This window comes from Sinomonas gamaensis (assembly GCF_005876955.1).
GTDB lineage: Bacteria > Actinomycetota > Actinomycetes > Actinomycetales > Micrococcaceae > Sinomonas > Sinomonas gamaensis.
In genome coordinates, this window is record NZ_SSCL01000008.1 from 20978 (window position 1) to 47905 (window position 26928).

Annotated in this window: 25 protein-coding genes; 16 read left to right on the top strand and 9 right to left on the bottom strand. The window is 69.2% G+C overall.

From position 1 onward, the window contains the following. Positions 1-8: 8 nt before the first annotated feature. Positions 9-986 (top strand): LacI family DNA-binding transcriptional regulator, encoded by a 978-nt coding sequence (locus tag E5679_RS11905; RefSeq protein ID WP_171042352.1) that lies wholly within the window; start codon positions 9-11, stop codon positions 984-986. Between the two features lies 1 nt (position 987). On the opposite strand, the gene E5679_RS11910 is transcribed toward E5679_RS11905, so the two are convergent. The 5 genes from E5679_RS11910 to E5679_RS11930 form a co-directional block, all read right to left on the bottom strand. Further along, positions 988-2901, bottom strand: a complete 1914-nt coding sequence (locus E5679_RS11910) for a glycogen debranching N-terminal domain-containing protein (protein WP_138416099.1) — start codon at positions 2899-2901, stop codon at positions 988-990. 54 nt (positions 2902-2955) lie between these two features. Then, positions 2956-3732, bottom strand: coding sequence for a C1 family peptidase (locus E5679_RS11915; protein ID WP_138416102.1), 777 nt, complete (start codon positions 3730-3732; stop codon positions 2956-2958). A gap of 382 nt (positions 3733-4114) precedes the next feature. Beyond that, positions 4115-4888, bottom strand: coding sequence for a maleylpyruvate isomerase family mycothiol-dependent enzyme (locus E5679_RS11920; protein WP_171042353.1), 774 nt, complete (start codon positions 4886-4888; stop codon positions 4115-4117). 27 nt (positions 4889-4915) lie between these two features. Continuing rightward, the gene (locus tag E5679_RS11925; RefSeq protein ID WP_138416106.1) at positions 4916-7597 is read right to left on the bottom strand and encodes a hypothetical protein; all 2682 of its coding nucleotides are present in this window, start codon (positions 7595-7597) and stop codon (positions 4916-4918) included. A gap of 62 nt (positions 7598-7659) precedes the next feature. Further along, entirely contained in the window at positions 7660-9024 is a 1365-nt protein-coding gene (locus E5679_RS11930; protein WP_249336094.1) for a phenylacetate--CoA ligase family protein, read from the bottom strand. A gap of 80 nt (positions 9025-9104) precedes the next feature. Between E5679_RS11930 and E5679_RS11935 the strand changes: the two genes are divergently transcribed. The 11 genes from E5679_RS11935 to E5679_RS11985 all read left to right on the top strand — a co-directional run bounded on the left by E5679_RS11935 (position 9105) and on the right by E5679_RS11985 (position 19565). Continuing rightward, a complete protein-coding gene (locus E5679_RS11935; protein ID WP_138416108.1) occupies positions 9105-9887 on the top strand; it encodes a potassium channel family protein in 783 nt (260 codons plus the stop codon). 90 nt (positions 9888-9977) lie between these two features. After that, entirely contained in the window at positions 9978-10583 is a 606-nt protein-coding gene (locus E5679_RS11940) for a helix-turn-helix domain-containing protein (RefSeq protein ID WP_138416110.1), read from the top strand. Positions 10584-10703: 120 nt separating this feature from the next. Then, positions 10704-12002 (top strand): MFS transporter, encoded by a 1299-nt coding sequence (locus E5679_RS11945; protein ID WP_138416112.1) that lies wholly within the window; start codon positions 10704-10706, stop codon positions 12000-12002. A 23-nt stretch (positions 12003-12025) separates the two neighbouring features. Then, positions 12026-13405: an FAD-dependent oxidoreductase gene (locus tag E5679_RS11950; protein WP_138416114.1), complete on the top strand. Its 1380-nt coding sequence runs from the start codon at positions 12026-12028 to the stop codon at positions 13403-13405. Continuing rightward, entirely contained in the window at positions 13402-14637 is a 1236-nt protein-coding gene (locus E5679_RS11955; RefSeq protein WP_138416116.1) for a CaiB/BaiF CoA transferase family protein, read from the top strand. Before E5679_RS11950 ends, E5679_RS11955 begins: the two co-directional genes overlap by 4 nt. After that, on the top strand, positions 14634-15416 hold the full coding sequence (locus E5679_RS11960; RefSeq protein ID WP_138416118.1) for an enoyl-CoA hydratase-related protein: 783 nt from the start codon (positions 14634-14636) through the stop codon (positions 15414-15416). The genes E5679_RS11955 and E5679_RS11960 overlap by 4 nt, the downstream gene beginning before the upstream one ends. A gap of 8 nt (positions 15417-15424) precedes the next feature. Further along, positions 15425-16330, top strand: coding sequence for a dihydrodipicolinate synthase family protein (locus tag E5679_RS11965; RefSeq protein WP_249336095.1), 906 nt, complete (start codon positions 15425-15427; stop codon positions 16328-16330). Then, positions 16330-17103, top strand: coding sequence for an SDR family oxidoreductase (locus E5679_RS11970; RefSeq protein ID WP_138416123.1), 774 nt, complete (start codon positions 16330-16332; stop codon positions 17101-17103). Before E5679_RS11965 ends, E5679_RS11970 begins: the two co-directional genes overlap by 1 nt. Positions 17104-17138: 35 nt before the next feature. Beyond that, entirely contained in the window at positions 17139-18632 is a 1494-nt protein-coding gene (locus tag E5679_RS11975; RefSeq protein WP_138416125.1) for an aldehyde dehydrogenase family protein, read from the top strand. 47 nt (positions 18633-18679) lie between these two features. Beyond that, positions 18680-19150, top strand: coding sequence for a helix-turn-helix transcriptional regulator (locus tag E5679_RS11980; protein ID WP_138416127.1), 471 nt, complete (start codon positions 18680-18682; stop codon positions 19148-19150). A gap of 10 nt (positions 19151-19160) precedes the next feature. Beyond that, the gene (locus E5679_RS11985) at positions 19161-19565 is read left to right on the top strand and encodes a VOC family protein (RefSeq protein ID WP_138416129.1); all 405 of its coding nucleotides are present in this window, start codon (positions 19161-19163) and stop codon (positions 19563-19565) included. An 83-nt stretch (positions 19566-19648) separates the two neighbouring features. On the opposite strand, the gene E5679_RS11990 is transcribed toward E5679_RS11985, so the two are convergent. After that, on the bottom strand, positions 19649-20263 hold the full coding sequence (locus E5679_RS11990; RefSeq protein ID WP_138416131.1) for a TetR/AcrR family transcriptional regulator C-terminal domain-containing protein: 615 nt from the start codon (positions 20261-20263) through the stop codon (positions 19649-19651). Positions 20264-20386: 123 nt separating this feature from the next. Between E5679_RS11990 and E5679_RS11995 the strand changes: the two genes are divergently transcribed. The 3 genes from E5679_RS11995 (at position 20387) to E5679_RS12005 (ending at position 25208) form a co-directional block, all read left to right on the top strand. Then, on the top strand, positions 20387-21877 hold the full coding sequence (locus E5679_RS11995; RefSeq protein WP_138416133.1) for an APC family permease: 1491 nt from the start codon (positions 20387-20389) through the stop codon (positions 21875-21877). Next, complete coding sequence (locus E5679_RS12000; RefSeq protein WP_138416135.1) at positions 21864-23480, top strand: amidohydrolase; 1617 nt, start codon at positions 21864-21866, stop codon at positions 23478-23480. The genes E5679_RS11995 and E5679_RS12000 overlap by 14 nt, the downstream gene beginning before the upstream one ends. Positions 23481-23546: 66 nt before the next feature. Beyond that, a complete protein-coding gene (locus tag E5679_RS12005) occupies positions 23547-25208 on the top strand; it encodes a sensor histidine kinase (RefSeq protein ID WP_138416137.1) in 1662 nt (553 codons plus the stop codon). Positions 25209-25212: 4 nt separating this feature from the next. Here E5679_RS12005 and E5679_RS12010 read toward each other — a convergent pair whose 3' ends face one another. The 3 genes from E5679_RS12010 to E5679_RS12020 form a co-directional block, all read right to left on the bottom strand. After that, positions 25213-25383 carry a hypothetical protein gene (locus E5679_RS12010; protein WP_171042354.1) on the bottom strand — a complete coding sequence of 57 codons (171 nt, stop codon included), beginning with the start codon at positions 25381-25383 and terminating at the stop codon, positions 25213-25215. Between the two features lie 390 nt (positions 25384-25773). Then, on the bottom strand, positions 25774-26136 hold the full coding sequence (locus tag E5679_RS12015) for a hypothetical protein (protein WP_138416141.1): 363 nt from the start codon (positions 26134-26136) through the stop codon (positions 25774-25776). Further along, positions 26133-26384 carry a hypothetical protein gene (locus E5679_RS12020; RefSeq protein WP_138416143.1) on the bottom strand — a complete coding sequence of 84 codons (252 nt, stop codon included), beginning with the start codon at positions 26382-26384 and terminating at the stop codon, positions 26133-26135. Before E5679_RS12020 ends, E5679_RS12015 begins: the two co-directional genes overlap by 4 nt. Before the next feature lie 166 nt (positions 26385-26550). Between E5679_RS12020 and E5679_RS12025 the strand changes: the two genes are divergently transcribed. Further along, positions 26551-26925, top strand: coding sequence for a hypothetical protein (locus E5679_RS12025; protein ID WP_138416145.1), 375 nt, complete (start codon positions 26551-26553; stop codon positions 26923-26925). Positions 26926-26928: the final 3 nt, after the last annotated feature.

Here is a 26928-nt window from a genome sequence, read left to right on the forward strand (position 1 = left end):
TCACCCAATTGGCGTCACAGCTCGGTGTGGCGCCATCGACGGTTTCGCGCGCCTTCACCCGCCCTGATCTGCTCCGGCCGGACACTGTGGACCGCGTGCTGGCGGCCGCCAAGGCGGTGGGCTACGTACCGAACAACAACGCGAGGGCTCTCTCGACCGGAAGGGCCGGAGCCATCGGGCTGATCGTCCCCGACATCGCCAACCCCTTCTTCCCGCCGCTCATCCGCGCGGCGCAGAATCACGCGAGCGCAGCGGGACTCTCCGTCTTCCTCGCGGACAGCGACGAGGACGCCGAGCGGGAAGAGCGGCTCATCATCGCGATGGCTCCTCAAGTCGAGGGGCTCCTCGTGGTCTCCTCGAGGCTGCCTTCCACCCGCCTCCGCGAACTTGCCGGGAGATACCGCCTCGCCTTGATCAACCGCGACGTCGCCGGGACCTTCCGCGTGCTGCTCGACGCGACGAGCGCAATCCGCGCGGCCTTGAATCATCTGAAGGAATTGGGCCACACCCGCATCGCGTACGTGGGAGGCCCCGAGCGATCGTGGTCCAACAGGCAGCGGCGGGGCGCCGTCGAGGTCACGGCCCGCCAGCTCGGACTCCACTTCACGTCCTACGGTGTCCCTCCCGGAACGTACGAGGCGGCCAAGGCGCTCAGCCGGACCGTCGTGGGAAAGGGAGCGACGGGGGTTATTGCCTTCGACGACGTCCTGGCCCACGGGCTCATGGGAGGCTTCGCCGAGGAGCGCATCGACGTGCCAGGCGACGTCAGTATCATCGGGTGCGATGACGCCCTCGCAACGCAGACCTTCCCCGCCCTCTCGACAATCTCCTTCAACGTCGCCGACGCGACCAGCGCCGCCATCCATGGCTTGACCGAGCACCCCAGCGACGCGACACTTCCCACAGCCAGAATCACCTTCGACGGGACGCTCGTCCTGAGGGGAACCACGGGACCGGCGAGGGAGTATTCGGCCTTCCGCAAGTGACTTACAGCGCTCCCAGCGCCTGCGCCACGACGACGGCCGACGCCGCCGACCACGCCTGAGGCCGGCACGCCGACGGATACGGGAGCGCCTGGCCCACGTCGGCGAACGAGTCGCCTGAGTGCAGCTCCGGCATCCGGTACTCGAAGGATTCGGCGGCCTTCAGCAGCCCCTCGGCCAGTCGGGACGCGGCCTCGCCGTGTCCCGAGGCGAGGAGTCCCCTGATGGCGATCGCGGTATCGTGGGCCCACACCGATCCGCAGTGGTACGAGAGCGGCCAGAAGCCCGCGCTCGAGGTTGCCAGGGTTCGCAGCCCGAAGCCGGAGTCGAGCTCCGGGTGCGCGAGCCGGGCAGCAACGATGCCTTCTTCCTCCGGGCTCAGCAGCCCCGTGCCCAGAAGGTGACCCATGTTCGAGGTGACAGTGTCCACGGGCTTGCCATCGCCGTCGATCGCTATCGCGACGTAGGCTCCCAGCGCATCCTCGAGCCAGAAATCGGCGCGGAAGCGGTCGGCGAGCGCGGCGGCGGTGTCGCGCAGCTGGGCGGGCGACGTCCCCAGGGCGACGTCCCCTCGGCGCCCGAACGCCTCGAGCAGCTGGGCCCCGTCGACGAGCGCCTCGTGCGCGTACCCCTGCACCTCGCACAGCGAGATGGGAGCCTTCGCAAGCTGCCCGTCGCGGAACTGCACGGCGTCGGCCGAATCCTTCCAGCCCTGATTGGCGAGCCCGTGGCCCGAAGTGTCGAGGTAGTTGAGGTATCCGTCCTTCACGCCGTCGGCAACCCATGCGAGCGCGCGCTCCGCATGCGGGAGGAGCCGTTCGACCGCGTCGGCGGGCATGCCGGCCCGCCATGCGTCGTGCAGGAGGCACACCCAGAGTGGGGTCGCGTCCACCGTGCCGTAGTAGAGGGGTGGGAGGCTGAGCTGCTCGCCGTGGAGCGTCAGGGTGCCGCGCCGCAGCTCATGCATGATCTTCCCCGCATCCTCTTGGGACTCGGGATCGCTCTTCGTGCCTTGGAACGAGGCGAGGACGGACAGCGTGCCGGCCGCGAGCTCGGGGCCAAGCGGCAGGAGGAGGCGCGCGGCCCAGAGCGAGTCGCGTCCGAACAGCGTGAAGAACCACGGCGCGCCCGCAGCCAGGAACTCGGCGTCAGGGAGGGCCGGGAGCGAGAGCCGCAGGCCGTCGAGGTCACGGAGCGACTGCTCGAGGAACCGAGCGAGGCGTGTCTCCTCTGGGCGTCGTACGCCTCGCCAGCCGTGCGGCGCGGCGCGGCGGGCCCCGATGACGACGGCGATCCTGTCCTCCGCCGCAACTCGCCACCTCACGCGGGCGGGCTTCCCCGCCGAGGCGGTCACAGACCAGCGGAGCACTGGGCCCGCGGGGTCCGAGAGGTCGACGACGGCGCCCGGCGCCTCGAGCGTCGCGCGCACCTCGCCTGAGGCCCAGACGAGGCCTTGCTCGGCCTCCTCGGCCGCGAGCGGTGGCGTCGTGATGCCGGACTTCACGGCTTCCATCGGCGCAAGGTCGGCGGCGAGCCGCACGGTGATCTCGGTGGCGACCGGCTCCGCCGTCGAACTCGTCAGCTCGATCTCCTCGTGCATGCTGCCGGCCTCGACGCGGCGCGCACGGGTCAGACGCAGGGTCGGGTCGCCCCACGTGGTTCCCAGATGCCGCGGGAGGCCGACGACGACGAGCCCGCCGTCGTCGTCGTGCCATGAGCCGGCCGGTTCGGCCTCCCGCCCCCCAATCTCGAGGACCGCCTCGCTCAGGACGCGCACATCGGAGTGCATGAGGCCATGGACGGTGGCGGTGCCAGGCGCGGCCGGCCTGATCTGGCCATCACGGCCGGACCAGGCCTGCGTCGGCGCGCGGAGGACGATCTCGAGGTCATGGAGGAACGGCTGCAGCTGTTCGGGCATTTGATCAGTCTGCTGGATGCCGCCGTGCCGAGCAATGTTCAGTCGGCGCGCGCCTCAGCTCACCATGCGGACGGTCCAGAAATCGCTCGAGAGCCCGCTCGAGAGGAAGTACTGGTACGGCAGGGTGAAGTAGCCGCCCTGCCCCCAGCCGGTCCCCCACGAGTTGCGGACGCGGAAGCGCTGGCTCGCGTTGTCGTAGCCCACCGCCAAGACTGCGTGGCCGCCGAGGACCTGCTCGTTCGGCTCGGGCATCGGGGCGACGCCGGTCTGCGCGACCTCTTGGCTCTCGAACGACTCGTACACCGTGAAGCCGAACACGAACGGGAAGCCCGCGGCGAGGCAGCCCTGCATCTGCTGAAGACTCCGGGCCACCCTCTGGTAGGCGAGCGCGCGGTGCTTCTGGGCGTCTTCGTAGCACTGCTCCGGGGGTTGCTGGGCGAATTTCTGGATGTCGTACGGCCAGTCGGTTTCCGGGCACGCTCCCTGCTTCCCGACCGACTTGATGCCGTCACGGATCTGCGCGCCCGAATCACTCTCGACCGTGTGCTCCATCACCCTTTCGTTGTAGTAGATGAAGAGCCGCGAGGGCGTCTTGTAGTCGCCGATGGATTGCTTTCCGGCGTCGAATTCGAGGGCGCCTGCGATCGCGTTCGCGGTGCAGGAGCCGAGTTGGCCCTGGTCGTAGACGGGCGGACATTGACTGGTGAGATCGGTCGACGACGGCAGCGCGCCGAGGATGGTCGGTGGCGCTGCGAAGAGGTGGTCGCGTTGGTCGGGGACGTCCGGCACCCAGCCGTAGCCGTGGGTGCTGGAGGTTGCTTCAGTGCTCATGGGTGGTTCTTTCACGCGGGCGGCCTTTGAGCGGCCCAAACTGCTGCGCATCCGCCCGCTGCATTTGGGGGCGGGCGGGGAAGGCGTCTCCAGCCGGGGCGCGGGTAGCGAGGCCCGGCTGGCACGTCTCGACTCGGACGCTGGGAATCCGAGGCGATCATTAATTTGTCCTTCGATTTTATTAACTGCGCGATGCTCCTGTCAAGAGCTCGACCCTGACAGTCTCGGTCCTAGCCCTCGTCGTCGTCCGTCCCACCCTGCAAACGTGATGGCGCAACGAGAGCGCACCCCCCAAACGTGACGGCGCAACGAGAGCGCACCCCGCAAACGTGACGGCGCAACGAGAGCGCACCCCGCAAACGTGACGGCGCAACGGGAGGGGTCAGGGCGTGAGGCGGGCGTCCCGGATCGTCGCCGCGAGCTCGGGCGCGGTGTCGGGGAACGGCGCCCGGCCCCAGACGGCCAGATACAGCTGCTCCGCGGAGCCCGTTACGGTCCCGAGATGCGTCTCCCCCGGGCCGCGTTCGGTGTACCGCGCCCCGAGGGCCTCGATTGCGGCCAGCGGAGCCCCGTCCGAGATCACTTCGAAGCGCACGGTCCCGGGAAGGCCCTCCGTCCGGCCGAGGCGGACCTGCCGCGGGTAGAAGCCGTCGACGACCTCGCGAAGCCCGTCCAGAGCGAGGCCCTCCGGAATGGGCCACGACTCGGGCACCGGCTCCCCCGACGTGGCCAGCGTGGCGGCAAGGTCCACCCCGTGGACCGCAGTCTCGTGCACCTGCCGCCGGGCCCAGAACGAGGCGACGGCAGGCCCCCACAGCGTCCAGGCCGGAGCGTCGGGCGCGCTCTCCCGGAGGGCGGACACGAGGGCCGAGGCACGGTCCCGATACCAGAGCGGCAGCGCTTCGCCGTGGTCCACGAACCGCGGCACCTCCGGCTCGCTCTCCGCGCCCAGGCACGCGAGGGCCCAGGCGTGGATGCTTCCGAGGTGGATGACGAGCTTGCGGGCGGTCCAGCGGGGGCAGGCGGGGACGAGGGCATCCCAGTGCCGAACGCGATCCGCGGCCGCGGCGAAGCGCGTGGTCAGGTCGTCGAGCTGGTCGACGGCCTTGGCGTAGTCGTTGAGGACGGTTGGCTGGCCGAGGTCAGTCACGGCCACCACGATATCCATCCGGCAACAGGGGCACTACCACCCCACCAAAAGTTCATCTCGCGCTTGGAGATACGCCATGGTCGGAAGGTAATTCCCGTGCGTTGCGACGCGTGCCATGTACGAATCCGGCTCCATCTCAAGGGCCACCCGGTCCAGATTGTTCGGCATGGCCGAGTAGGAATAGCCCGGGAAGCCCAGGTAATCGGTGCGTCGCCAGAGGTTGATCCACACGGGTTGCGGGCGCGACGGGAGCGCGAACGCGCCGTTCGGAATGTGGAGCAGCTCGGTCAGTGGCGTGCCGGCGACGGAGGGCGCCGGGTTCGCCACAGGATGATCCCCGAGGTCCTTGCCCTTCCAGGGGTCGGCGGTCCAGAACGAAGGTGCGGCGATTCCGGGCGTGCCGAGCACCTCGGGCCCGAACAGCTCGGGGAAGAACCGCCCGAAGTACGGACGCAGCTGCATCCCGAACGTGAGCAGCCGCACGCGCCCGAGCAGGTCGGATTTGCCCAGCGCCGCGAGGTGGAACAGGGCGGCAACGCCGAGGACTGTGCCGAGGCTGTGGGTCGCGAGGAGGACTCGGCGCTGGGGAGCCGGCTTCCCGTCGGGCTCGAGCCAGCGCATCATCCGGTCCGCGAGCTCGGGCACGGCCCGCTCGGAGAAGCACGCGGGTCCGAACGGGTGCGCGGCCCGCGGCAGCCAGGCCATGAGGTCCCACAGGAGGCCGAGAGGACGCCCGCGGCCGGCGGTCGCGGCATTGGCGACGGCGGCGCTCACCACGGCGAGCGCACCGAGCACCACGCTGCTGAGTACCGCCCACTGGGCGAACGCGGAGAAGGCGGCAACGCCGTCGTCCCCTCCGAAGACCGCTCTGAGTGCGCCGCGAATCCACGTCCACCGATCGGTGACGTCGCGCGCCTGCCGCATCACGGTGAACGCGAGGGAGACCGTGACGGTCACGCCGATCACCCAGCTCAGCGTGTAGAGCAGCGGCTCCGCCCGCTGCAGGAACGCGCTCGAGCGGCGCACGGCGTCGATCTCGCGTGCGAACACGGCCTCGGCCGGGTCGACGGGCGGGCTGTCGATGATCGCCTTGCGCAGCCCAAGCCATGCGAGCACGCACAGGAGGGCCCCGACGAACACCACGATCAGCACGAGCACGCCGCCGAACGCCCAGAAGACGGTGGGGACGGCGATATCGTGCGCACCGGCGGGGATGGTGAGGTCCCGGAACAGCGGATCCGCGCGGTCCGAGCTCGACTGCAGCCGCCCGGCCCGGAGGTAGGAGCCGATGCCGAGGGCGACGGCGCTCGCCAGGAACGCCGCGATCACGAGCCCGAGGTACATGAACACCCCCGGTCCCGCCCCATGCCACGCGTGCTCCTTCCGATGCGGGTCGCGGCGGCGGAGGACGAGGTACGGCAGCACGAACCCGAGCCCGCAGAGGACGACGACGGCAATCGCCAGGGCGTTGGCGCCCGCCCCGAGCGGATCGAGCCATCCGCCGACCACCACGACGAGCGCGGCGACGCCGACGGTGAGCACCGCCGTCGCGATCCACTCGTTGTAGCCCGAGCGGACCACGCAGCCGACGGTAGCGAGGATCGTCAGGCACACGAGGATGACCGTGGGCGTGAGCTGCCCGGCGGTGAACGGCGAGGACGGATTCTCGTCCGACAGGCTTGCCTCGGTGATGAGGCAGCCGATGTACGTCGCGGTGGCCGCTGCGAGGAGGAGGAACGCCCACACGTGGCGGCTCGTCCAGAAGTCCGCGACGAGCGGCGGGTGGATCGAGCGCGCCCAGACCGCCACGACGAGCGCAACGACGCCCAGCTGCACCGAGGCGAGGATCAGGAGCGACGAGGCGGCGGCACCGTCGCGGCTGAGGGCGTCCGACATGAGGAGGATGACCACGAGGTGGATGCTCGCCGCGATGTGCAGCATGCCGGTGGGCGAATTGATGCGGCGCCGCACCCAGAGGCTCGGGACGGCGAGCGCGAACGCGTCGCTCTCGGTCTGGTTGTCGAGGGCGCGGGCGGCGTCGCCCGCACGCGTGCGGAAGCGGACGTCGCTCACGAGCCCCAAGAGGGAGACGAGGACGACGGCGAGGATCGGCGCGAGCGAGAGTGCCGCCAGACGCTGTCCGCGGGTGAGTTCGCGGAGCCCGTCGAACTGCGACGGGAGGGCGCTGCAGACCTTCCAGCTGTTGGGCTGGCCTGTCGGCTGGAAGCACTGGACGGCCACAAGGTCGAAGGCCACAGTGGAGACCGCGGAGACCAGGAGGAGGGTCAGGAGCAGGCCGAACAGCCGCACCACTCCCCCGCCGCTGCCTGTGCGGATCCCGCCTTCGCGGCTCGGATCGGGGCGGAACGAGCGCGCCCAGTAGGCCGCGTTCGCGAAGCCGAACGGGGCGATGAGGAACCAGCCGAGGTTGTAGACCACGCGCCCGACCTTGCCGAAGAAGCTGTTGCCCTTCGAGAACCTGTCCAGATTGCCCCAGCTATAGGCCTCGAGCCTGGTCTTCTGGCCGGGGAGCGGGGATTTCGGGGTGTAGAAGCCCGCAAGGTTGTCCCCGAGGGTGACGGCGCCCTCGTGAACCATCTGCAGGTTGTCCGTGGTGGTCCCGAGCATTTCCTGCGGCGGGGTGTTCCGGACGCCGTGGACGCGCAGCTCGAGGACTTCGAGCGAGGGACCGGTTCCATTCGGTGCTGTGGACATGATGCGTCTCCGTTGGAGATTCCCAGCACTTGCGACGATGGTACTCCTGCGCGGTCCAGGAATTAATCCCCGGCTGCCTTCACCAGCGGGGCCTTTCCGAGCGCCGTCCGCTGGATTTCGTGCACCGGGATGATGTTCACCGGGGTCCCCACGACTCCCGCTCCCGCGAGGCCCAGCATGACGCGGTCGCGCAGGGCCCGTAGGTCGGTGCCGAGAGGGAGCCCGGCGAGGAGCACATCGAGGCCTTCCGGACGCTGCACCACCTGCCAGCCCGTCACGGGCGCGTCCTCGAGCGCGGCGTGGAATACATTCGGGTGGACGGGCACCTCGGTCTCGCCCACCCGCAGATGCAGGACCTCCTCCGCACGCCCCTCCACCTTGGAGAGCAGCTCGAAGGATCTGCCGCACGGGCAGCCGCGACCATCAAGCCGAACTTCGTCCGACATCTCGTAGCGGATGAGCGGAAGCGTGCGGGAGAACAGGACCGTCACAAGGATGCGGTCCCCGGTGACGCCATGGGGCACCGGCCGGTAGTCCGCGTCGACCGGCTCGACGATCACCAGGTCCTCGTAGACGTGCTTCCGCCTCGCCGAGCACATGGAGGCAATGCCGGCGGTCTCGGTGGTGCCGTAGACGTCGAACGGCTCGCTGCCCCAGGCGGCCGCCATCTCCCGCGCGGCGCGCGAGCCGAGGACCTCGGACGCCGAGAGGACGGCCCGCGGCGCGATCTGCAGCCGACCGCTGAGCTGCTCGGCCGCCAACGGCCAGAGCGCAGAGGGGTACCCGATGAGGAGGTCGGGGCGGAAGGCGTTGAGGCGGCCGACCGTCCGATCCGGAGGGTCCCCGGCATCGAGGCGGAGCGTCGGGAACAGCAACGAGTTGAACGTCGCCGACAGCACGGCTGACTGGTGGGTAGGCCAACGGGAAGTGACAATCGCCACGCGTGCCGGTCGGCGGATGAGCCCGGGCAGACCGGCCCAGCTCGGGATGCGCGTGTAGGAGGCGATGACCGAGGCCCACTCGCGGTGGTCCCACACGAACACGCCGCGACGCCCCGTGGTGCCCGCGCTCGCCGCGACCCACCAGCGGCCGCGCCACGGGACGGAGGGATCGCCGTCGTTCTCCACCAACTCGCGGAGGTGGGCCTCGACATCTGCCAGCCGCAGGCTCGGGGCGGTGACGGCCTCGTCGAAGTGCTCCATGAGCTCGGCCTTCGTCACGGGCGGCAGAGCGGAGAGCGGCGCATGCTCCAGGCCGGCGTACCGGCGGCGGTAGAAAGCAGAATGGCCGACGGCGTACGCCCGCAGCCGCTCGAACGCCTCGGTTTGGTGGGCGGCAATCCGCGCGGGACTCCAGCGCTCGTGGAGTCGCCAGGCGGCCCGGAGCGCGAGGAGTCGAGCGAGAAGCTCGGCGTCCAGACCGCTCATGCACAAAGGCTAGAGATCTCCGACTCTGTCAGCTAGAGTTCGCGGACCCGGAAACGCCCTCTCGGGAGTACCCTTCGGCCATGACGTTGGAGCGGTGGCGGAGCCTGTCCGAGTGGCCGATGATCGGCGCGGCGGTGGTGTTCCTCGTGGCGTATTCCGTCCAGGTGATCGCGAACCTCCGGGAAGAGGAAGGGGTCTGGGCCGAGGCCCTTGTCTTTGCCTCGTGGGCCGTCTTCCTCGTGGACTACAGTGTGCAGCTCTACCTTGCCCCGGACCGCCGCCGTTGGTTCGTCCGCAACCTGCATGAGCTCGCCATCCTCCTCCTCCCGGCCCTCCGCCCGCTGCGCCTTCTGCGGCTCATCACGTTCCTGCGGGTCGTGCACAACAGGGCCGGCGACGTGCTCCGCGGACGGCTGCTCCTCTATGTGGTGGCTTCCGCGGTCATGCTGGTCTATTGCGGGGCCCTCGCGGCCGAGGACGTCGAGCAGAACGTGCCGGGCTCGAACATCCGCTCATTCGGCTCCGCCATCTGGTGGGCCCTCGAGACGATCACCACCGTGGGCTACGGTGATCATTATCCGGTCACCGTCGTGGGGCGCTTCGTCGCTGCGGCTCTCATGATCGCGGGCATCGCCGTCCTCGGTGTGGTGACCGCGTCGATCGCCACCTGGCTCGTCACCAGCATCACCGCGGCCGCCGCGGAGGAGGTCGAAAACGAGGTGGAGGAGGTCGAGGCCGAGGTCGAAGCGCTCGACGAGTCGATCGAGGCGAAGATCGATGCCCTGAGCAGGCAGGTCGCACAGTTGACCGCCGCGTTCGAGGCACTCCGCGATCAGAAACCCCAAGAATCCGGGGTTGAGTGAAGAAATTCAGAATACTTATGCAAAACCCTTGATTCGCTAAAGATCTTCACTATAGTTGTGTGAGTCAGGTCACCGAACGGAGCTGAACACATGACTACCGAGAGCGTCACGCAGACTCCCGCCGCAACAGGGGCCCTCTTGGCCTCGGTCGGCGCGAAGGTCCGCGCGCGCCGCAAGGACCTCGGGATGACGCTGGCCCAGCTCTCGGACGCCACGGGCCTCAGCCAGGCAATCGTCAGCCAGATCGAGCGAGGATTGGCCAACCCCTCGTTCACCACTCTGGCCCAGCTTGCCCATGGCCTCGACATCCCGGTCGGCCGCTTCTTCGCGGGCCAGCCGGACAGCGCCTCCCCCGTGGTGAGGCGCCACGAACGGCGGAACCTCCGCGGGGTGACCCGGGAGTCCGTGGGCGAAGCCGTCCACGAGCTCCTCACGCCGAGCACCAACGGCGCCCTCGAGGTCCAATGGATCGTGACGCCGCCCGGACACGACACCAGCGCCACGCCCTTCCACCACAGCGGCGAGGAATTCTGCCTCGTCATCTCTGGCAAGAAGGACGTGTATCTCGATGGAGTCCGCTACAGCCTCAGCGAAGGCGACTCCATTACGTATTCCTCCGAAATCCCCCACTGGTACGCGAACAGCTACGAAGAGGTCTGCGTAGCGATCTGGGTCAGCGCCCCCCACGCGTGGTAATTCCCGCCACTCGCCAATTCCCGCTTCATCGGAGCTGACCCTTACCCTCTTACCCCTTTCGCACCGCCCTGCGATGCGTCATACCCTCGCGCGCCCTTCCGGCGCAGCAAAGGACCTCTCATGATCGAGAACGTGGTCAAAGTTGACCCTTCTACCTCTCGGCGCTTCTCGCCCGAAGTCCGTCGAGGCCTCCTCGGCCTCGGCCTCGGAAATGCCCTCGAATGGTACGACTGGATGGTCTTCGGGCTCCTCTCGGCCTTCATCGGCCCCAATTTCTTCCCTGACCGGGATCCGCTCTCGGCAACGCTCAATACGCTCGCGGTCTTCGCCGTCGGCTTCGCCTTCCGCCCGCTGGGCGGGGTACTCCTCGGCCTCTTCGCCGACCGCATCGGCCGCCGGCGCGTCATGCTCACCTCGATCCTCCTCATGGCGAGCACCACCCTCCTCATCGCCGTCACGCCGAGCTATTCGGTGATCGGCGTGTGGTCCGGCGTGATCCTCGTGGTCTCCCGCATCATCCAGGGCATCTCCACCGGCATCGAAGCGCCGCTGTCCACTTCCCACGCCGTGGAACTCGCCCCCGAAGGGCGCGAGGGCATGGTGGCCGGGATGATGAGCCTCTACGTGAACATCGGCATCCTCATGGCCTCGCTCGTGAGCTTCCTGTGCAGCCTCACGCTCGGCGGCGCCGCGATGGGCTCGTGGGGATGGCGGGTGCCGTTCATCATCGGCGCGGTGTTCGGCGTCGTCGTCCTCTACCTGCGGCGGGCGCTGCCCGAGACGCTGCGGGCAGAGGAACTCGCCGAAGCATCCGGCACTACCGTCTGGTCCGGCATCCGCAAGCACTGGCTCGGCGTCCTCGCGATCATCTTCGTGGTCGGCGCAGCCCAGGCCTACAACTACGCGTGGAACACCGGCCTGCCCACCGCGGCCCGGAGCAACTTCAAGGAAGACCCCACGATCGTGTTCGCGCTCACCACGGCCCTCGCCGTCGTCCTCGTGGTCGGCAGCTGGGTGGTGGGCAAGCTCACGGACGGCAAGGCGATGTCCCGGTGGTTCATCGTGACCCGGCTCCTCGCGATCCCCTCGGTGTTCCTCATGCTGCTCTACGTGCGGCCCGGGATCGGCGGCTTCGCGGCGGTGCTGCTCGGCGGCTCGATCGTCCTGGTCCTCAACATGACCATCTACAACGTGGTGAGCACCTCGCTCATGCCGAAGAACATCCGCGGCACCGGGGTGGCCCTCGGCTACGGAATCGGCGTCGCGCTCTTCGGCGGCACCGCGTCCTACCTCCTCGTGTGGTTCCAGTCCCTCCACGCCGACTGGATCTTCCCCACCTACGTGGCCGTGCTCTCGGCCCTGAGCGTCATCTTCTACGTCCTCGCCCGTCGCTCGTCCGGCATCTTCGTCGGCAAGTGAGCCTGCAAGTAAGGAATCACCCCATGCAATCCCTCGATCTCCGTGTGCGCTCGGAAGAGCTCGCGGCACCCATCGTCAACCGATCGCAGGTCCTCGTGGTCGGCGGCGGCCCGGCGGGCGTCGCCGCCGCGGTCAGCGCGGCCCGGTCCGGCGCGAGCGTCACGCTCCTCGAGCGCTACTCCTACCTCGGCGGCCTCGCCTCGGGCGGCATGGTGCTCGTGCTCGACGACATGGTCAACGGTCCCGAGATCACCGTCACCGGGATCGTCTCGGAGTACGTCGAGCGGCTTCAGGCCGCGGGCCTGGCCGTCGTCCCGCCGAAGGAGGACCGCCGCACGTCGCAGGAGCTCTGGAACAAGTGGGGCCGCTACGGCACCTTCGACTTCCACTCGCACTCCACGCCAAAGCCCATCTGCTACGCCGCCGCCTTCGATCCGGACGGGTGGAAGCGCGTCTCGAACGACCTGGTCCGCGAGGCCGGGGTCACGCTGCGGCTGCACTCGTGGTTCTCGCGGCCGATCGTCGATGAGGGTCCGGACGGCAACGGCGTGATGAAGGGCGTCGTCGTCGAGACGAAGGCAGGTCCGCAGGCGTACCTCGCCGACGTCGTCATCGACACCACGGGCGACATCGACGTCGCCTCCCGTGCGGGCGCCAAGTACGCCCACGATTCCTACATCACCACCCTCGTCTTCCGCCTCGGGGGCGTGGACACCGCCGAGGCCGAGCGCTTCGAGCAGGAGAATCCGAAGGAGGCCCGCGCCATCAACCGCCGCATCAAGCGGCTGCTCGGCGGCGCCTGGGAGCTGTGGTGGCTCAAGACCCCGCTCGAGGGCGTGGTGTGGTGCAACGCGCCGCACATGTCGGGGTACGACGGCGTGGACCCCGGCGATCTGACGGCCGCCGAGTTCGCGGCGCGGGACCGGATCACCGAGGCCGTCGCGTACGTCAAGGAGAACCTGCCCGGCTTCGCGAACGCCTACCTCCTCGACGCCGCACCCCAGCTGGGCGTGCGCCAGACGCGGCTTCTTGAGGGCGAGTACGTCATGACGAAGGACGACGTCGTCACTCGCCGCCACTTCGCCGATACCGTGGCGCGTGGCCGGGACTACTACTACCCCTACCGCTCGCTCCTTCCGCGCGAGGTCGACCAGCTCCTGGTCGCCGGCCGCCACTACTCGGCGACGCCGGAAGCGCAGAAGATGAGCCGCGAGATCCCGCCGTGCATGGCCATGGGCCAGGCCGTCGGCGTCGCTGCAGGGCTCGCCGTCTCGAACGGCGCGCTCGTCCGCCATGTGGATCCCCGCGAGATCCAGGTGGGGATGCGGCAGCAGGGCGCGGATCCCGGCGACGTCCCCTCGGCGAACGCGACGATCGACGCACTCGTGGGGGTGGGGGCATGAGCGTCGTCACGGCCGAGCATCCCCGCGTCTCCCCAGACTCCGACCCGACGGCGGCTCTCCCCCTGGACGGCATCAAGATCGTCGACTTCACCCAGGTCTTCATGGGCCCGAGCTGCACGCAGCTGCTCGGCGACTTCGGGGCCGACGTCATCAAGATCGAGCGCCCGGGCAGCGGGGACATCTCCCGCAACTCGTTCCCTGACCCCGACGGCCAGGACAACCCGATCTTCCTGTCGATCAACCGGAACAAGCGGAGCATCAGCGTCGACACCCGCACGGACGAGGGCCGGGAGGTGATCGCTCGCCTCATCGCCGATGCCGACGTCGTCGTCAGCAATTTCCGCGCGGGCGTCATGGAGCGCATGGGGTTCGGCTACGACGACGTCCGCCGCACCAACCCCGGCATCATCTGGGCCTCGGGCACGGGCTTCGGTCCCGAAGGCCCGTATTCCCACAAGGGCGGGCAGGACGCGATCGCGCAGGCCTACTCGGGCGTCATGTGGCGCAGGGACCGCGAGGACCTGCCGCCGTCGATCTACCCGACCACCCTGTGCGACTACATCACGGGCATGCACCTGCTCCAGGGCATCCTGCTGGCGCTGCGCACCCGCGAGTCGTCTGGGACAGGCCAGAAGGTCGAGGTCACCATGTACGACTCGATGCTGCACCTGCAGATGCAGGAGGCGTGCATGCAGCTCAACCGCGGCTACGAGGTCAACTGGGGCGCCATGCCGCTCAGCGGGGTGTTCGAGACGACCGACGGCGCGGTGTGCATGGTCGGCGGCTTCACGCAGGACCCGCTCCGGCACATTTCGCAGGCACTCGGCCTCAACGAGGACCTCACACAGCGTCCGGAGTTCGCGAACCTCGAGAAGCAGTTCGAGAACAAGCCGGCGCTCCAGGCGATCTTCCGCGAGCGCTTCGCGACGAACAGCACCGCGTACTGGACGGACAGGCTCGAGCGCGAAGGGCTGCTCAACGCTCCCGTGCACACCCTGGAGCAGACGCTCGCCGATGAGCAGACGCGCGTCAACGGCATGATCGTCGAGGCCGAGCATCCGAGCGTCGGAACGGTCCGCATGCTCAACGCGCCGATCCGGCTCTCGGAGACCCCCGCGTCCGTGCGCCGCGTGGCGCCGCGACTCGGCGAGCACAACGCCGAGGTCCTGCGGGAGAACGGCTTCGACGAGGAGACGATCGCGCGTCTGCAGGAGCTGGGGGTGCTGCGATGAACGGGGTGAGCTTCGAAGTCCGCAATGGGGTTGCGTGGGTGGTCATCGACCGCCCGCACGTCCTCAATGCCGTGGACGGGCCGACGACGGCGCGGCTCAACGAGATCTGGGAGCAGATCGAAGCAGACGCGAGCCTCCGGGCCGTCGTCGTCACCGGCGCCGGCGAGCGGGCCTTCTGCGTGGGCGCGGACATGTCCGCCGCCGGAGTGGACAAGACCGGCCTCGAATACTGGGCAGACCTCGACCCGAACGGCTTCGGCGGCCTGAGCCTCCGCCAGACGCTCGACATCCCCGTCATCGCCCGCGTCAACGGCTACGCGCTGGGCGGCGGCATGGAGATGGTCCTCGGAGCGGACATCGTGGTAGCCGCAGAGCATGCGAAGTTCGGCCTCACCGAGCCGCGCGTCGGACGGCTGGCGCTCGACGGCGGCATCCACCAGCTCGTGCGTCGGGTCCCCTACACGCAGGCCATGTCCATGCTGCTCACCGGCCGGAAGGCCTCCGCCGAGGAGATGGCGGCGATGGGACTGGTCAACGAGGTGGTGCCCGCGGAGGAACTCGACGCCGCGGTCGAGCGCTGGCTCGAGCAGATCCGGGCCTGCGCGCCGACGTCGGTCCGAGCCGTGAAGCAGATGGTCACCCGCACGGCGCACCTCACGCCCACCGAGGCCCGAGCCATGCGCCTGCCCGCGCTCATGGCGGCGCTGGACAGCAAGGATTCGGCCGAGGGCGTGCTCGCGTTCCAGGAGAAGCGCGCGCCGATATGGCCTGGAGAGTAGGAGGATTCGTGAGCATCACCCTTGAATCCGGTGTCTGGGGAGTCGTCCCGACGCCGTTCGCCGGCAGCGCCCTAGACGTCGACGCCGACAGCCTCGCCGGTCTCGTCGAGCACTACGAGAGCGTCGGCGCGGTCGGGCTCACAGTCCTGGGCGTCTTCGGCGAGGCCGCCGCGCTCAGCATTGCGGAAAAGGCCCTCGTTCTCGAGACCGCCGCCGACGCGAGCTCCCTGCCGATCGTCGCCGGCGTCGGCGCCCTCGCCACCCGACCGGCGATCGACGAGGTCGCCGCCGCGCAGGAAGCCCTCGGCGAGCGGCTCAAGGCCGTCATGGTCCAGGCAAGCTCGGCCGACCCGCAGGTGCTCGCCGACCACCTGACCGCGATCCATCGCACGACCGGCGCCGCCGTCGTCGTCCAGGACTACCCCGCCGCGAGCGGTGTGGCCGTCCCCGCCACGGTGCTGGCCGCCGTCGTCCGCCGCTGCCCGTTCGTGGCCGCGGTGAAGGGTGAGGCCCCGCCCACCGCGCTGAACATCGCTCGGCTGACCGCCGAAGTGAACGTTCCCGTGTTCGGCGGGCTCGGCGGGCAGGGGCTCCTCGACGAGCTCGCCGCCGGGGCGGCCGGCGCGATGACCGGGTTCTCGTGCCCCGAGGCCCTCGTCGCGACCGTGCGCGCCTTCACCGAGGGCGGCATCGACGCGGCCCGCGAGGCGTTCGCGCCGTTCCTTCCGCTCGTGAACTTCGAGCAGCAGCCGCGCGTGGCCCTCGCGCTGCGCAAGGCGCTCTTCCGCGAGCGCGGCCTCATCGCGGATGCCGCGGTGCGCCCTCCGTCGGCTCCCCTGCCCGAGGAGCTGCTGCCGATCCTGCGCGAGCAGCTCGCGGCCGCGCTCGCTCCCCTGCAGGCGGGGGTGCGCTGATGGACCTCGGTATCACCGGAAAGGTCGCATTTGTCGCCGCGTCGACCGGCGGGCTCGGGCTCGCAGTGGCACAGGCGCTCGCGGCCGAAGGAGCGAAAGTCGCGATCACCGGACGACGGCGGGAGCGCGCCGAGCAGGTCGCGGCCTCGCTCCCCGGGGCCGTCGCCGTGGCGGCCGACCTCCAGGCGCCGGGAGGCGTGGCCGAGGCGGTGGACCGGACCGAGGAACTCCTGGGACCCATCGACATCGCTGTCCTCAACGGCCCCGGCCCCAAGCCCGGCGCCGCGGCAGCGCTCGGCTCCGACGAGCTCGCGAGCGCGTTCGACCTCCTCCTGCGCCCGCACCACGAACTCGTCTCCAAGGTCCTGCCCGGCATGCGGGTACGGCGCTGGGGGCGGATCCTCGCGGTCGGCTCGAGCGGGGTCACCGCCCCGCTGCCGAACCTCGCCGTCTCCAACACCGGCCGCGCCGCCCTCGCCGGCTACCTCAAGACGCTCGCCGCCGAGGTCGCGCTCGACGCCGTCACCGTCAACCTCCTCCTCCCCGGGCGGATCTCGACCGACCGCGTCGCCGAGCTCGACGCCGCCGCAGCAAAGCGCCGCGGAATCTCCGTGGACGAGGTGCAGCTCGAATCCCGCAAGACCATCCCCGCCCGCCGCTACGGCACTCCTGAAGAGTTCGGCGCCGCCGCAGCCTTCCTGTGCAGCGCGGCCGCCTCGTACGTCACCGGCGTCGCCCTGCGCTGCGACGGCGGCCTCATCCGAAGCCTCTGATCTCATCCAACGCCTTTGACCTCAATAGGACTGACATGACTTCCCTTGCCACCGAACCCAATGCCCCCTGGGCAAAAAACAGCGACGGCGTCCGCCCACCCGCCGTCGCACTCCACCTCATCGATGGCGCATGGGAGGGTGAGCCCGCGGTCGAGCGCCGCAACCCCGCGCGGCCTGCCGAGCTCGCCGCGGTCTCCCCGGCTGGTACCGCCGAGGACGTCGACGCCGCCCTCGCCGCGGCCGTCCGCGCCCAACCGGAGTGGGCCGCCCTCCCTGCCCCGTCGCGTGGAGCCGTTCTGATCCGCGCGGCAGGCCTCCTCGAGGAGCGCGCGGAGCAGATCGCCGAGGATCTCGTGCGCGAAGAGGGCAAGACCTTGGCCGAGGCCTCCGGTGAGGTCAAGCGCGCCACTGACGTCCTCCGCTTCTTCAGCTCCCTCGGCTGGGCGCCCTCGGGCGAGGTCCTGCCGAGTTCGCTCCCCGGGACGACCGTCACCACCCGGCGCGAGCCCCTCGGCGTCTTCGCGCTCATCACGCCATGGAATTTCCCACTCGCGATCCCAGCGTGGAAGGCGGCACCCGCGCTCGTCTCGGGGAACGCCGTCGTCCTCAAGCCCGCCGAGCTCACGCCGCTCTCGGCAACCCATCTGGCCCGCGCCCTGCACGACGCCGGTCTGCCGGCCGGCGTGTTCAACCTCGTGCACGGCAAGGGCCGCGTGGTCGGCGAGGCGCTCGCGCGGGACGAGCGCGTGGCGGGCCTCTCGTTCACCGGCTCCACCGCCGTCGGCCTCCACCTGAAGGACATCCTTGACGCGCGCCGCGCCCGCGTGCAGCTCGAGATGGGCGGGAAGAACGCGGTCCTGGTCCTTGACGACGCCGCGCCTCAGGCGGCCGCGGCCGTCGTCGCCGCCGGGGCGTTCGGCCTCACCGGCCAGGCGTGCACCGCCACCTCCCGCGTCTACGTCACCCCGGGCATCCGCGAGGCGTTCGTCGACGCGCTTGTGCAGCAGGCCGCCGCCTACGTCCCAGGCGACGGGCTCGACGGCGCGCGTATGGGCGCCGTCGTGAGCGAGGCCCAGCTCACGCAGGACGCGGCCGCCGTGCGGGGCGCCGTCGACCGCGGCGCGCGCCTCCTCATCGGGTCGGACGACGCCGCCCCCTCCGGCGGCCTCTTCTTCCCGCCCACGGTGCTCACCGAGCTCCCCGACGATGACCCCGCGGTGACGGACGAGATCTTCGGGCCGGTCGTCGTCGTCCTCGAGGTGCCGGACTACGAGGCCGGGCTCGCCGCAGTCAACTCGTCCCAGTACGGACTCACGGCGGGAATCTGCACGGACTCGCTTGCGCTCGCTTCGGACTTCGCGGCCCGTGCGCAGGCAGGCGTCGTGAAGATCAACCGGCCCACCTCGGGCCTTGACCTCAATGTGCCGTTCGGCGGAATCAAGGATTCGTCCACGAATACCTTCCGCGAACAGGGCCGGACCGCCGTGGAGTTCTACACCTGGGGAAAGACCGTCTATCTCGGGGTGTGATTTATCCGAGCGTGTAAATCAGCGCCCGAATTGTGCACACTGGGCCTATGGGTGTTGACCTCGACGAATTGAAGCGGCTGCGCCGAGCCCGCGACCGGATGGATCGCGAGTACGCGCAGCCGCTCGACGTTGCCTCCCTCGCCCGCACTGCGCTCATGTCAACGGCGCATTTCAGCAGGCGCTTCAAGGACGTCTATTCCGAGACGCCGTACGCGTACCTCATGACGCGGCGGATCGAACGGGCGAAAGCCCTGCTGCGCTACGGAGAGCTGAGCGTGACGGAGATCTGCTTCGCGGTCGGCTGTACGAGTCTGGGATCGTTCTCCTCGCGTTTCACGGAACTCGTGGGCGAATCGCCGTCGGCGTATCGGGCCCGGGACCACGAGGATTGGCGCGTGCTGCCGAGCTGCCATGCGATGGTCGTGACGCGGCCGCGGAAAACGGGGGCTGCGAGCGCGGAAGCGGTGCGTGAGGAATTGAGCAGTTTCCAAGAAGCGCTCAGTTCGACCCCCGCCTAGCATCATTTTCATGACCGTCTCAATCAGCACCGTCCACGTCCTCGTCAATGATCCCGACGCAGCCGTCTCCTTCTACCGGGACACCCTCGGCCTGACCGTCCAGAACGAGGTGGCCCGCGAGGGCTTCCGCTGGATCGTCCTCAGCACGCCCAACCAGCCCGAGATCCAGATCGTCCTCTCCCAGCCCCAGGCCGGGCGTTCGAAGGAGGACGGCGAGGCCATCGCGGCCCTCCTCGCGAAGGGCGAGCTCGGCGGCATCAACTTCAGCACGGAGGATCTCGACGCAACGTTCGAGAAGGCCGCCGCCGCCCCGGGTGTCGAAGTCCTGCAGGAGCCGGTGAGCCAGCCGTGGGGCGTCCGCGACGCCGCCCTCCGCGACCCCGCCGGCAACACGGTCCGCATCCAGCAGGCCTAACCCGCTCCCCCACCCCACCCCCCATCGACTGCTCCATAACTGTCGTTTTCAGGCCCCAAAACGACAGTTATGGAGCAGTCGTTTCAGCGTGAGGCCCCGAGCCTCGCCCACAACCCCTCGATGAGCACGTCGAGCCCGAACTCGAAGGCCTCTTCCGCGCGCTGCGCGGGGGCCGGCGCGTGGCTCAAGGCCCGCGACAGCGTCGGGTAGCCCTCCCCCGGCGGCGCCCACACGACGTCGGGCGCAGCCAGGTCGAGTGCGGCGCCGATCGCGAACGAGTCGATGGTCGAAATCGCGGCGAGAACCTCGGCGCCGCGGAATCCTGCGCGCTCGAGCGTGAGCGCGATGTCTTCGTAGAGCCCAAGGACCAGATCGTCCTGGACGGTCTGCTGCACGAGCAGCGGGGCGAGGCGCGGGTGCCGCGCGAAGCCGTCGCGATAGGCCCGCACCAGCGTGCGGAGGGCGTCGTCCCAGGAGAGACCGTCGACGGCGGTGCGCGGCGTCGTCTCGATGATCCGCCGACGCATCCGCTCGACGATCTCGTCGCGCCCCTTCACGTGGTGGTAGATCGACGACTGCGTCACCCCGATCCGCTTTGCGACGCGCGGCAGGCTGAAATCGCCGCTCTCGTCCACGAGCTCGAGCGCCGCGTCAGTGACGGCCTCGACCGTGATGAGCGGTTCAGACGGGCGTGCCAACCTCTCTCCAATCTCCTCTTGTGCTCTCGGTCACGGTACCTCATACTAAACCGAAAGGCTTTCGTTTTAGCCTCAGAAAGATCTCGCCTTCCCCCCACTGAGCGACCCCATCAAGGAACCCCCATGACCCAGACCGACACGAGCCAGGGAACTCCTCCGGCTCCCGACGCCCCTCGCGGCGACGGCCTCAAGCGGAACGCGATCGGCACCTTCGGCATCGCGTTCCTCGTCATCTCCGCCGCCGCGCCCCTCACCGTGATGGCCGGCGTGGCGCCCGTCGCGATCGACCGCGGAGGCATCGGCGCCCCCGTCGGCTACCTCGCGGCAGGCATCGCCCTGGCCCTCTTCGCGATCGGCTTCATGGCCATGACCCGCCACGCTAAGGCGGCGGGTGGCTTCTACACCTACATCACCATCGCCCTCGGGAAGACCGTGGGCCTGGCCGCCGCGATTGTCGCCGTCGTTTCCTACAACTGCCTCCAGATCGGCGTGTATGGGCTGTTCGCCGTGCAGACACAGGCGATGCTCTCGTTCGTGTTCGGGCTGGACGTGCCCTGGCCCGTCGTCGCGTTCGTGGCCATCGCGGCCGTGTGGTTCCTCGGCTACCGCGGGATCGACGTCGGAGCGAAGGTGCTGGCCGTCCTGCTCACCGCCGAAACCGCGATCCTCGCCGTGATGGGCGTCGGCATCCTGGTTCACGGGGGCGCGAAGGGCATCACGGCCGGCTCGTTCGCCCCTGAGGCCATGTTCAGCCCCGGCGTCCTGGCAATCCTCGGCATCTGCTTCGCCGCGTTCATGGGCTTCGAGTCGACCGTGCTCTACCGGCGCGAGGCCAAAGACCCGGATCGGGCGGTCCCCCGCGCGACGTTCATCGCGGTCGGCTTCATGGCCGTGTTCTACGCCTTCATTGTCTGGACCGTCGTCCAGGCCTACGGGGACGCTGACGCCGTCGCGGCCGCCGACAGCCAGCAGCAGGGCATGTTCTTCGCGACCATCGCGCAGTATGTGGGGCCCTGGGCCGAAACCGCGATGTACATCCTCATCGTCACGAGCGTCTACGCGTCGCAGCTCGCGTTCCATAATGCGATCAACCGCTACGTCTACATGCTCGCGCAGGATGGCGTACTGCCCGCCTTCCTCGGTCACACCCACCGCAAGCACAAGTCGCCCCACAGGGCGGGCCAAGTGCAGACGCTGCTGGCCGCCGTCGTCATCGGCCTCTGCGCGGTCCTCGGCGCGGATCCCTACCAGCAGCTCCTCATCTGGGTCAACACGCCCGGCATCTTCGGGATTGTCGGGCTCCAAGGGCTCGTCGGAGTTGCAGCGCTCGTCTACTTCCGCCGCCACCCCGAGGCCGTCCGCAACCGGCTCACGGTTCCCCTCACCGCAGCGAGCGCCGTGCTGCTGTTCGCCGCCGTCGTGCTCATCGGCATCAACATCGAGCTGCTGACCTTCGCCGACGCGGTGACCAACGCGATCCTCATGGCGATCACGCCGGCGGTGTTCGTCGTCGGCCTCCTCCTCGCACGGTGGCTGCGCCGCGTCCGCCCGTCCGCCTATGCACGCATTGGAAGCACTGAAGCCGAGAGCACTGAGATTCATGACCGCGCCTGACCGCATCATTCTCGCCGACACCGTCCACACCCTCGACCCCGCCCACGGCCCCGCCCAAGCCATCGCCATCAGCGGAAGTCGGATCGCCGCTGTCGGAACGCGCGACGACGCCGCCTCCTGGGGCGGCCCCGGCACCGACATCGTCGACCTCGGACGTGCAACGGTTGTCCCAGGACTCGTCGACGGCCACTCCCACCCGGTCTTCGGGCTGGACATCACCGCCGGCGTCGACCTGAGCGGGCTTCAGGATCTCGGCGAAGTCCGACGGCGGCTGGCCGCCGAGGCGTCGCGGCTCGGCCCGGGCGAGTGGGTCCGGGCCTGGGGCCTCGACCCGAACGCGTTCGACGGCGCACCCGTCGCCTCAGCGGCGATCGACGACGTCCTCGGCGGCCGACCGGGCTTCGTCCGGCTGTTCGACGGGCACTCGGCGCTCGCGAGTTCGCGGGCGCTCGAGCTCGCCGGGGTCGACGGGCCACGGGAGTTCGACGGAGCGGCGTCGGTTGTGTGCGACGCCGACGCCCGCCCGAGCGGGCTGCTCCTCGAGTTCCACGCGGTGGACCTCGTGGCCCGGTGCCTGCCCGAGGAATCGTTCGAGCAGCGGCGGGATCGCCTGGCCGAGGTGCTCGACGGCTTCGCTGCTGCCGGTCTCACCGGAGCACACGTCATGGACCACTCGGACGAATCGGCGGCCCTCTACCGGGCGCTCGAGGAACGGGGTGAGCTCCCCGTCCGCCTGCGCTGCGCCCCGTGGTGCCAGCCCGGCACCGGGCCGGAGGACTGGGCCGAGCTCGCGGCGTCGGTTGGCGCCGGCGGCCGGCGCTGGGGCGTCGCCGGGATCAAGCTCTTCATCGACGGCACGGTCGACAACGGCACGGCCTGGCTCTACGAACCGGACGCCCTCGGCGAGTCGTTGCACCCGTTCTGGCCGGATCCGGCCGAGTACTCCCGCGCCGTCACGTTCTTCGCCGAGCGCGGCATCCCGACCGCGACCCATGCGATCGGCGACGCCGGGGTCGGCTACGTGCTGGACGCCCTCCTCGCGCTCGAACCCGCGGTCCGGTCCCGGGCCGTGCACCGGATCGAGCACCTCGAGACGGTTCCGGACGAACTCGTGGCACGCTTCGCGGACTCCGGCCTCGTCGCGTCGATGCAGCCCACCCATTGCACGCACTATTCCCGAGCCGATCAGAGCGACAACTGGAGCGTTCGCCTCGGCCCCGTGCGCGCCGGACGGGCCTGGCGCTGCCGAGATCTTCTCGAGCAGGGTCGGACGCTCGTGCTCGGTTCGGACTGGCCCATCGCCCCCTACCCGCCGCTGCCGATCATCGCCGATGCCCAGCTTCGGCGTCGTGCGGGGGTTTCAGAGGAGCCGATCGTTCCCTCGCAGGCGCTCACCGCCCGTCAGGCGCTTGAGGGGTACACGTCCCACGCCGCGCATGCCGCGGGTGCGTGGGCCGACTCGGGCTCCATCACGGTGGGCAAGCGCGCCGACCTCACGTTCCTCGAGCTCGACCCGCTCACCGCAGACCCCGACGAGCTCGCCGAGTCGGCGGTCCTGGGGACAGCGATCGACGGCGAAGTGCGGCTCGGCGTGCGCGTATAGGGCGTTGTGACTCCTCCTGTCACAGAATTGACCTATCGGGGGTTGATTTTGGGGCAGGAGGGGCACGTGGAGAAGCTGCTGGACGTCCTATTGCTGGGGAGGATGCGCTTCCACGATCTCAGCATGCGTGGGCGCGTGGTGCTGAGCCAGCTTCCGCTCAACCTGACGATGCTGCTCGTGTGCCTCATCGCCGTCATCGCGGATCCGGAGATCTTCGGCAATCCCGGGTTCCTCATTGCACAGGCCTGGGCGCTCGCGCTGCTCGTCGTCGCCGTAGCGGTGCCGTGGGATCGCCTGCCATACGGGTGGTTCCTCGTCATGCCGGTCCTCGACTTCTATCCGGTGGGGCTCCTGCGCTATTCGAGCGAGCCGACCCTTCCCGGGCTCGGTCTGCTGGCCGTCTTCCCCATCATGTGGCTCGCCGGCTCGGGGTATCGGCCGCGGATCATGGTGCCGTTCGGCGGTGTGGCAGCGCTGCTCATGGTCTGGGTGCCGCTGTTCATGGAGGGCAGGGCGACGCCGCATGAGCTTGCCGCCAATCTCGTGGTGCCGTTCATGCTGCTCGCCATCGGGGTGGGCACATCGGTTATGACGTTGAGCGGCATGGCCCAGCAGGAGCGGGTCCAGGAGCTCCTCGAGCGCGCCGAGACGCGCGAGAGGCTCCTGGACACCGTGCTCGACACGGTCGACGTCGGAGTGCTCGTGCTCGACGACCACGGAGAGAACACGTACCTGAACGCCAAGGAGCGCCAGCTCTATGTGGCCGCCCTGCCGGCGGGCTCCTCAACGACCAACGAGGCCGAGCTTCTCATCTATTGGGAGGGCAGGGACGAGCCTGTTCCGCCCGAGCAGCGGCCGCTCGAGCGGGTCCTCAACGGGGAGACCATCGAGCATGAGGTCTACCAGTTGGGTCGCGGCCCCGAGGCGAGGACTGTCTCGATCTCAGGGCGACAGTTTGTGGACGCGGCTGGGAACAAGGCCGGCACGGTGCTGGCCTCGACGGACGTGACCGAGGTCGTGGCCGCTGTGCGTGCGCGTGACAAGTTCCTCGCCGCTATGTCCCACGAGTTCCGAACGCCCCTGACCAACATCCTCGGCTACGCCGAGCTGCTCTACGATGATCCGTCCCTCAGCCCCGCTGCCAGATCCGATCTGCAGATCATGGCCCGCAACGCTCGGCACCTGAACCACATGGTGGACGACATCCTCCTGAGTTCGGTCACCGGCTCAGATGCGCCCCTCCTGCGCAGGCCGCTCGACCTGTCCGAGCTGGCGCGGGAAGCCGTGGCCTCAGCGCGGGCCGAGGCGACGAGCCGTGGCATCGAGGTCGAGGTGAACGCTGAGCGGGCGCTTCCGGTCATGGGCGATCGGACTGGATTGGTCCGAATCCTCGACAACCTGCTCTCCAACGCTCTCAAGTACTCCTACGCCGGCACAAAGGTCACACTTGAGACGTGCAAGGACGACGACTGGGCCGTCTGCTCCGTCACCGACGAGGGCCTCGGGATTGCCCCCGAGGATCTGAATCGCGTCTTCACGCGCTTCCAACGCAGCGACGCCGCCGTCCGGTCGGGGATCCCTGGCACCGGCCTGGGCCTTGCCCTCGCCAAGGAAGTCGCTGAACTGCACGACGGGCAGCTCGACGTCACGAGCGTCGTCGGCGTCGGGAGCGTCTTCACGCTGCGCCTCCCCCTGCGCAAGACCCACGCCGACCTACCTCGCGCCTAGACCATCACTCGGCGACGTAGGAATCGACAGCCTGCTCGACGAGCGACTCCCCGGGGTTTCCTGACTGAATCGGAGTGGCGACGACCAGAACACTTCCACCGTGGGTGCCTTCGACGTAGCACGCGATTTCGCGGTACCGGTGAATACCGTCTCGGGCGGTGTAGGTGTCCGACACGCAGGAGCCCGTTCCGCCCGCGAACCTCATTCCCGTCCGGCTGAATTCCTTCACGGCTGCCTGTCCGTTTTCCTCCGCCAAATGATCGAGGCGGAATTCCGGCCAGGCGGCGAGCGACTCGTTGCCTTCCTCGGTGTGGCGTTGAGATACAGCTCGAGGTCACCGCTGCCGGACGTCATTTCGGCGGAGACGCTTCCGGGGTCGCTGTCCTGCGGTATCGCCTCCGGCGGAATGGACATTCTCGCGCTTCGATCGGGGAGCTCGAGAGTTTTCCAGGCCGATGGCGCTGGACCTGCCTGAAACCACGCGAAAGCTGACGTCTCAGGCTGGACGCCGCACCCTGACGCCAGAATCACGACGACGGCGCCCATCCCGAGAATTGCGCGCGCCCTACTTGTTGCCGTCGCCATCGTCCGGACCGCCGCGGTCGTCGCCGTCGCGGTCTCCGCCGCCCGGGTGAAGAGGCTGCGGCGCCGGGGCTGGGGGCGGGACGACGGGTGCCGGGGCCGGCGGTGGGACGACGGGCGGCGCCGGGGCCACCGTCTCCGTGGGCATCGAGGACGACGGCGGCGACGTCACCGTTGGTGTCGGTGTCGGTGTCGCCGTCGGCGATGGAGTTGGGGACGGGATCGAGGTTGGCGCGGAGACCGACCGACTGGGTGTGGGAGCCGCAGGCTGTGAGTTCGCGCAGCCCACGAGCACGATGGTGGCTCCAAAAGCTGCGGCAGCAACTGCGGGGCGGAAAGTCTTCATGGTGCCCTCCGAAAGCTCCTGACAGGGAACGTCTGGAGCATCACCGAGAGGACGACACCGGCGCCCGGCCGGTTCATCCGCCACGGAGACCTCTTGATCCCCACCACGGAACCTGCCCATCGGAGCACTAAATCCACCTTGACGAGATCAATCTCGGCAGTGCCCGCGGACGCGTCAGGCGCCGGCTGCTGAGCGGAGGTGAGCAGCAGCGAGTAGCGGGAGGCGGGGCTGTCGTCGTCGCCACCCATGATCCCCGCCTCATGGATGTCTGCGATGCGCTGTATCGGCTCACGGAGAGCACGCTCGAACACCGAAGAGCAGTGACGGGTCGTTGACCAAACCGTTCCCCAAGGCAACAATTGCTCCGTTGGGGGATCTTGTCCGCTGGTCTCGGACTCATGATCGGATCCAGCTATGACGATGAAAAGGCTCTTGGCAACGGCGGCAGCAACCGCTGCACTGCTCCTCGTCGGAACTGCCGCCAACGCGGATGATTGCGTGAACCTCTCCCGCGCCCCGGCGCCGTGCGGCTGGTCCTGTCCGGGCCCCGTCACTGACGGAAACTGGGTATGGCTTCCGAGCATCGGCGTTCCCGAATATGCCTGGGGCTTCGGCACTCCGGGATCCATCCCCTCGCAGCAGGTCGGGCTCCCGGGCGCCAATGGGAATTACCTGAACGACCGCGGCGGCGTCTCATGGCTCCACGAGAACAGCCTCTGCGTGAACGGCAATACCGCGCGAACAACAGCGAACAGCACCCACGGCATCCAGACCGGCTGCGGCGAATAGTCA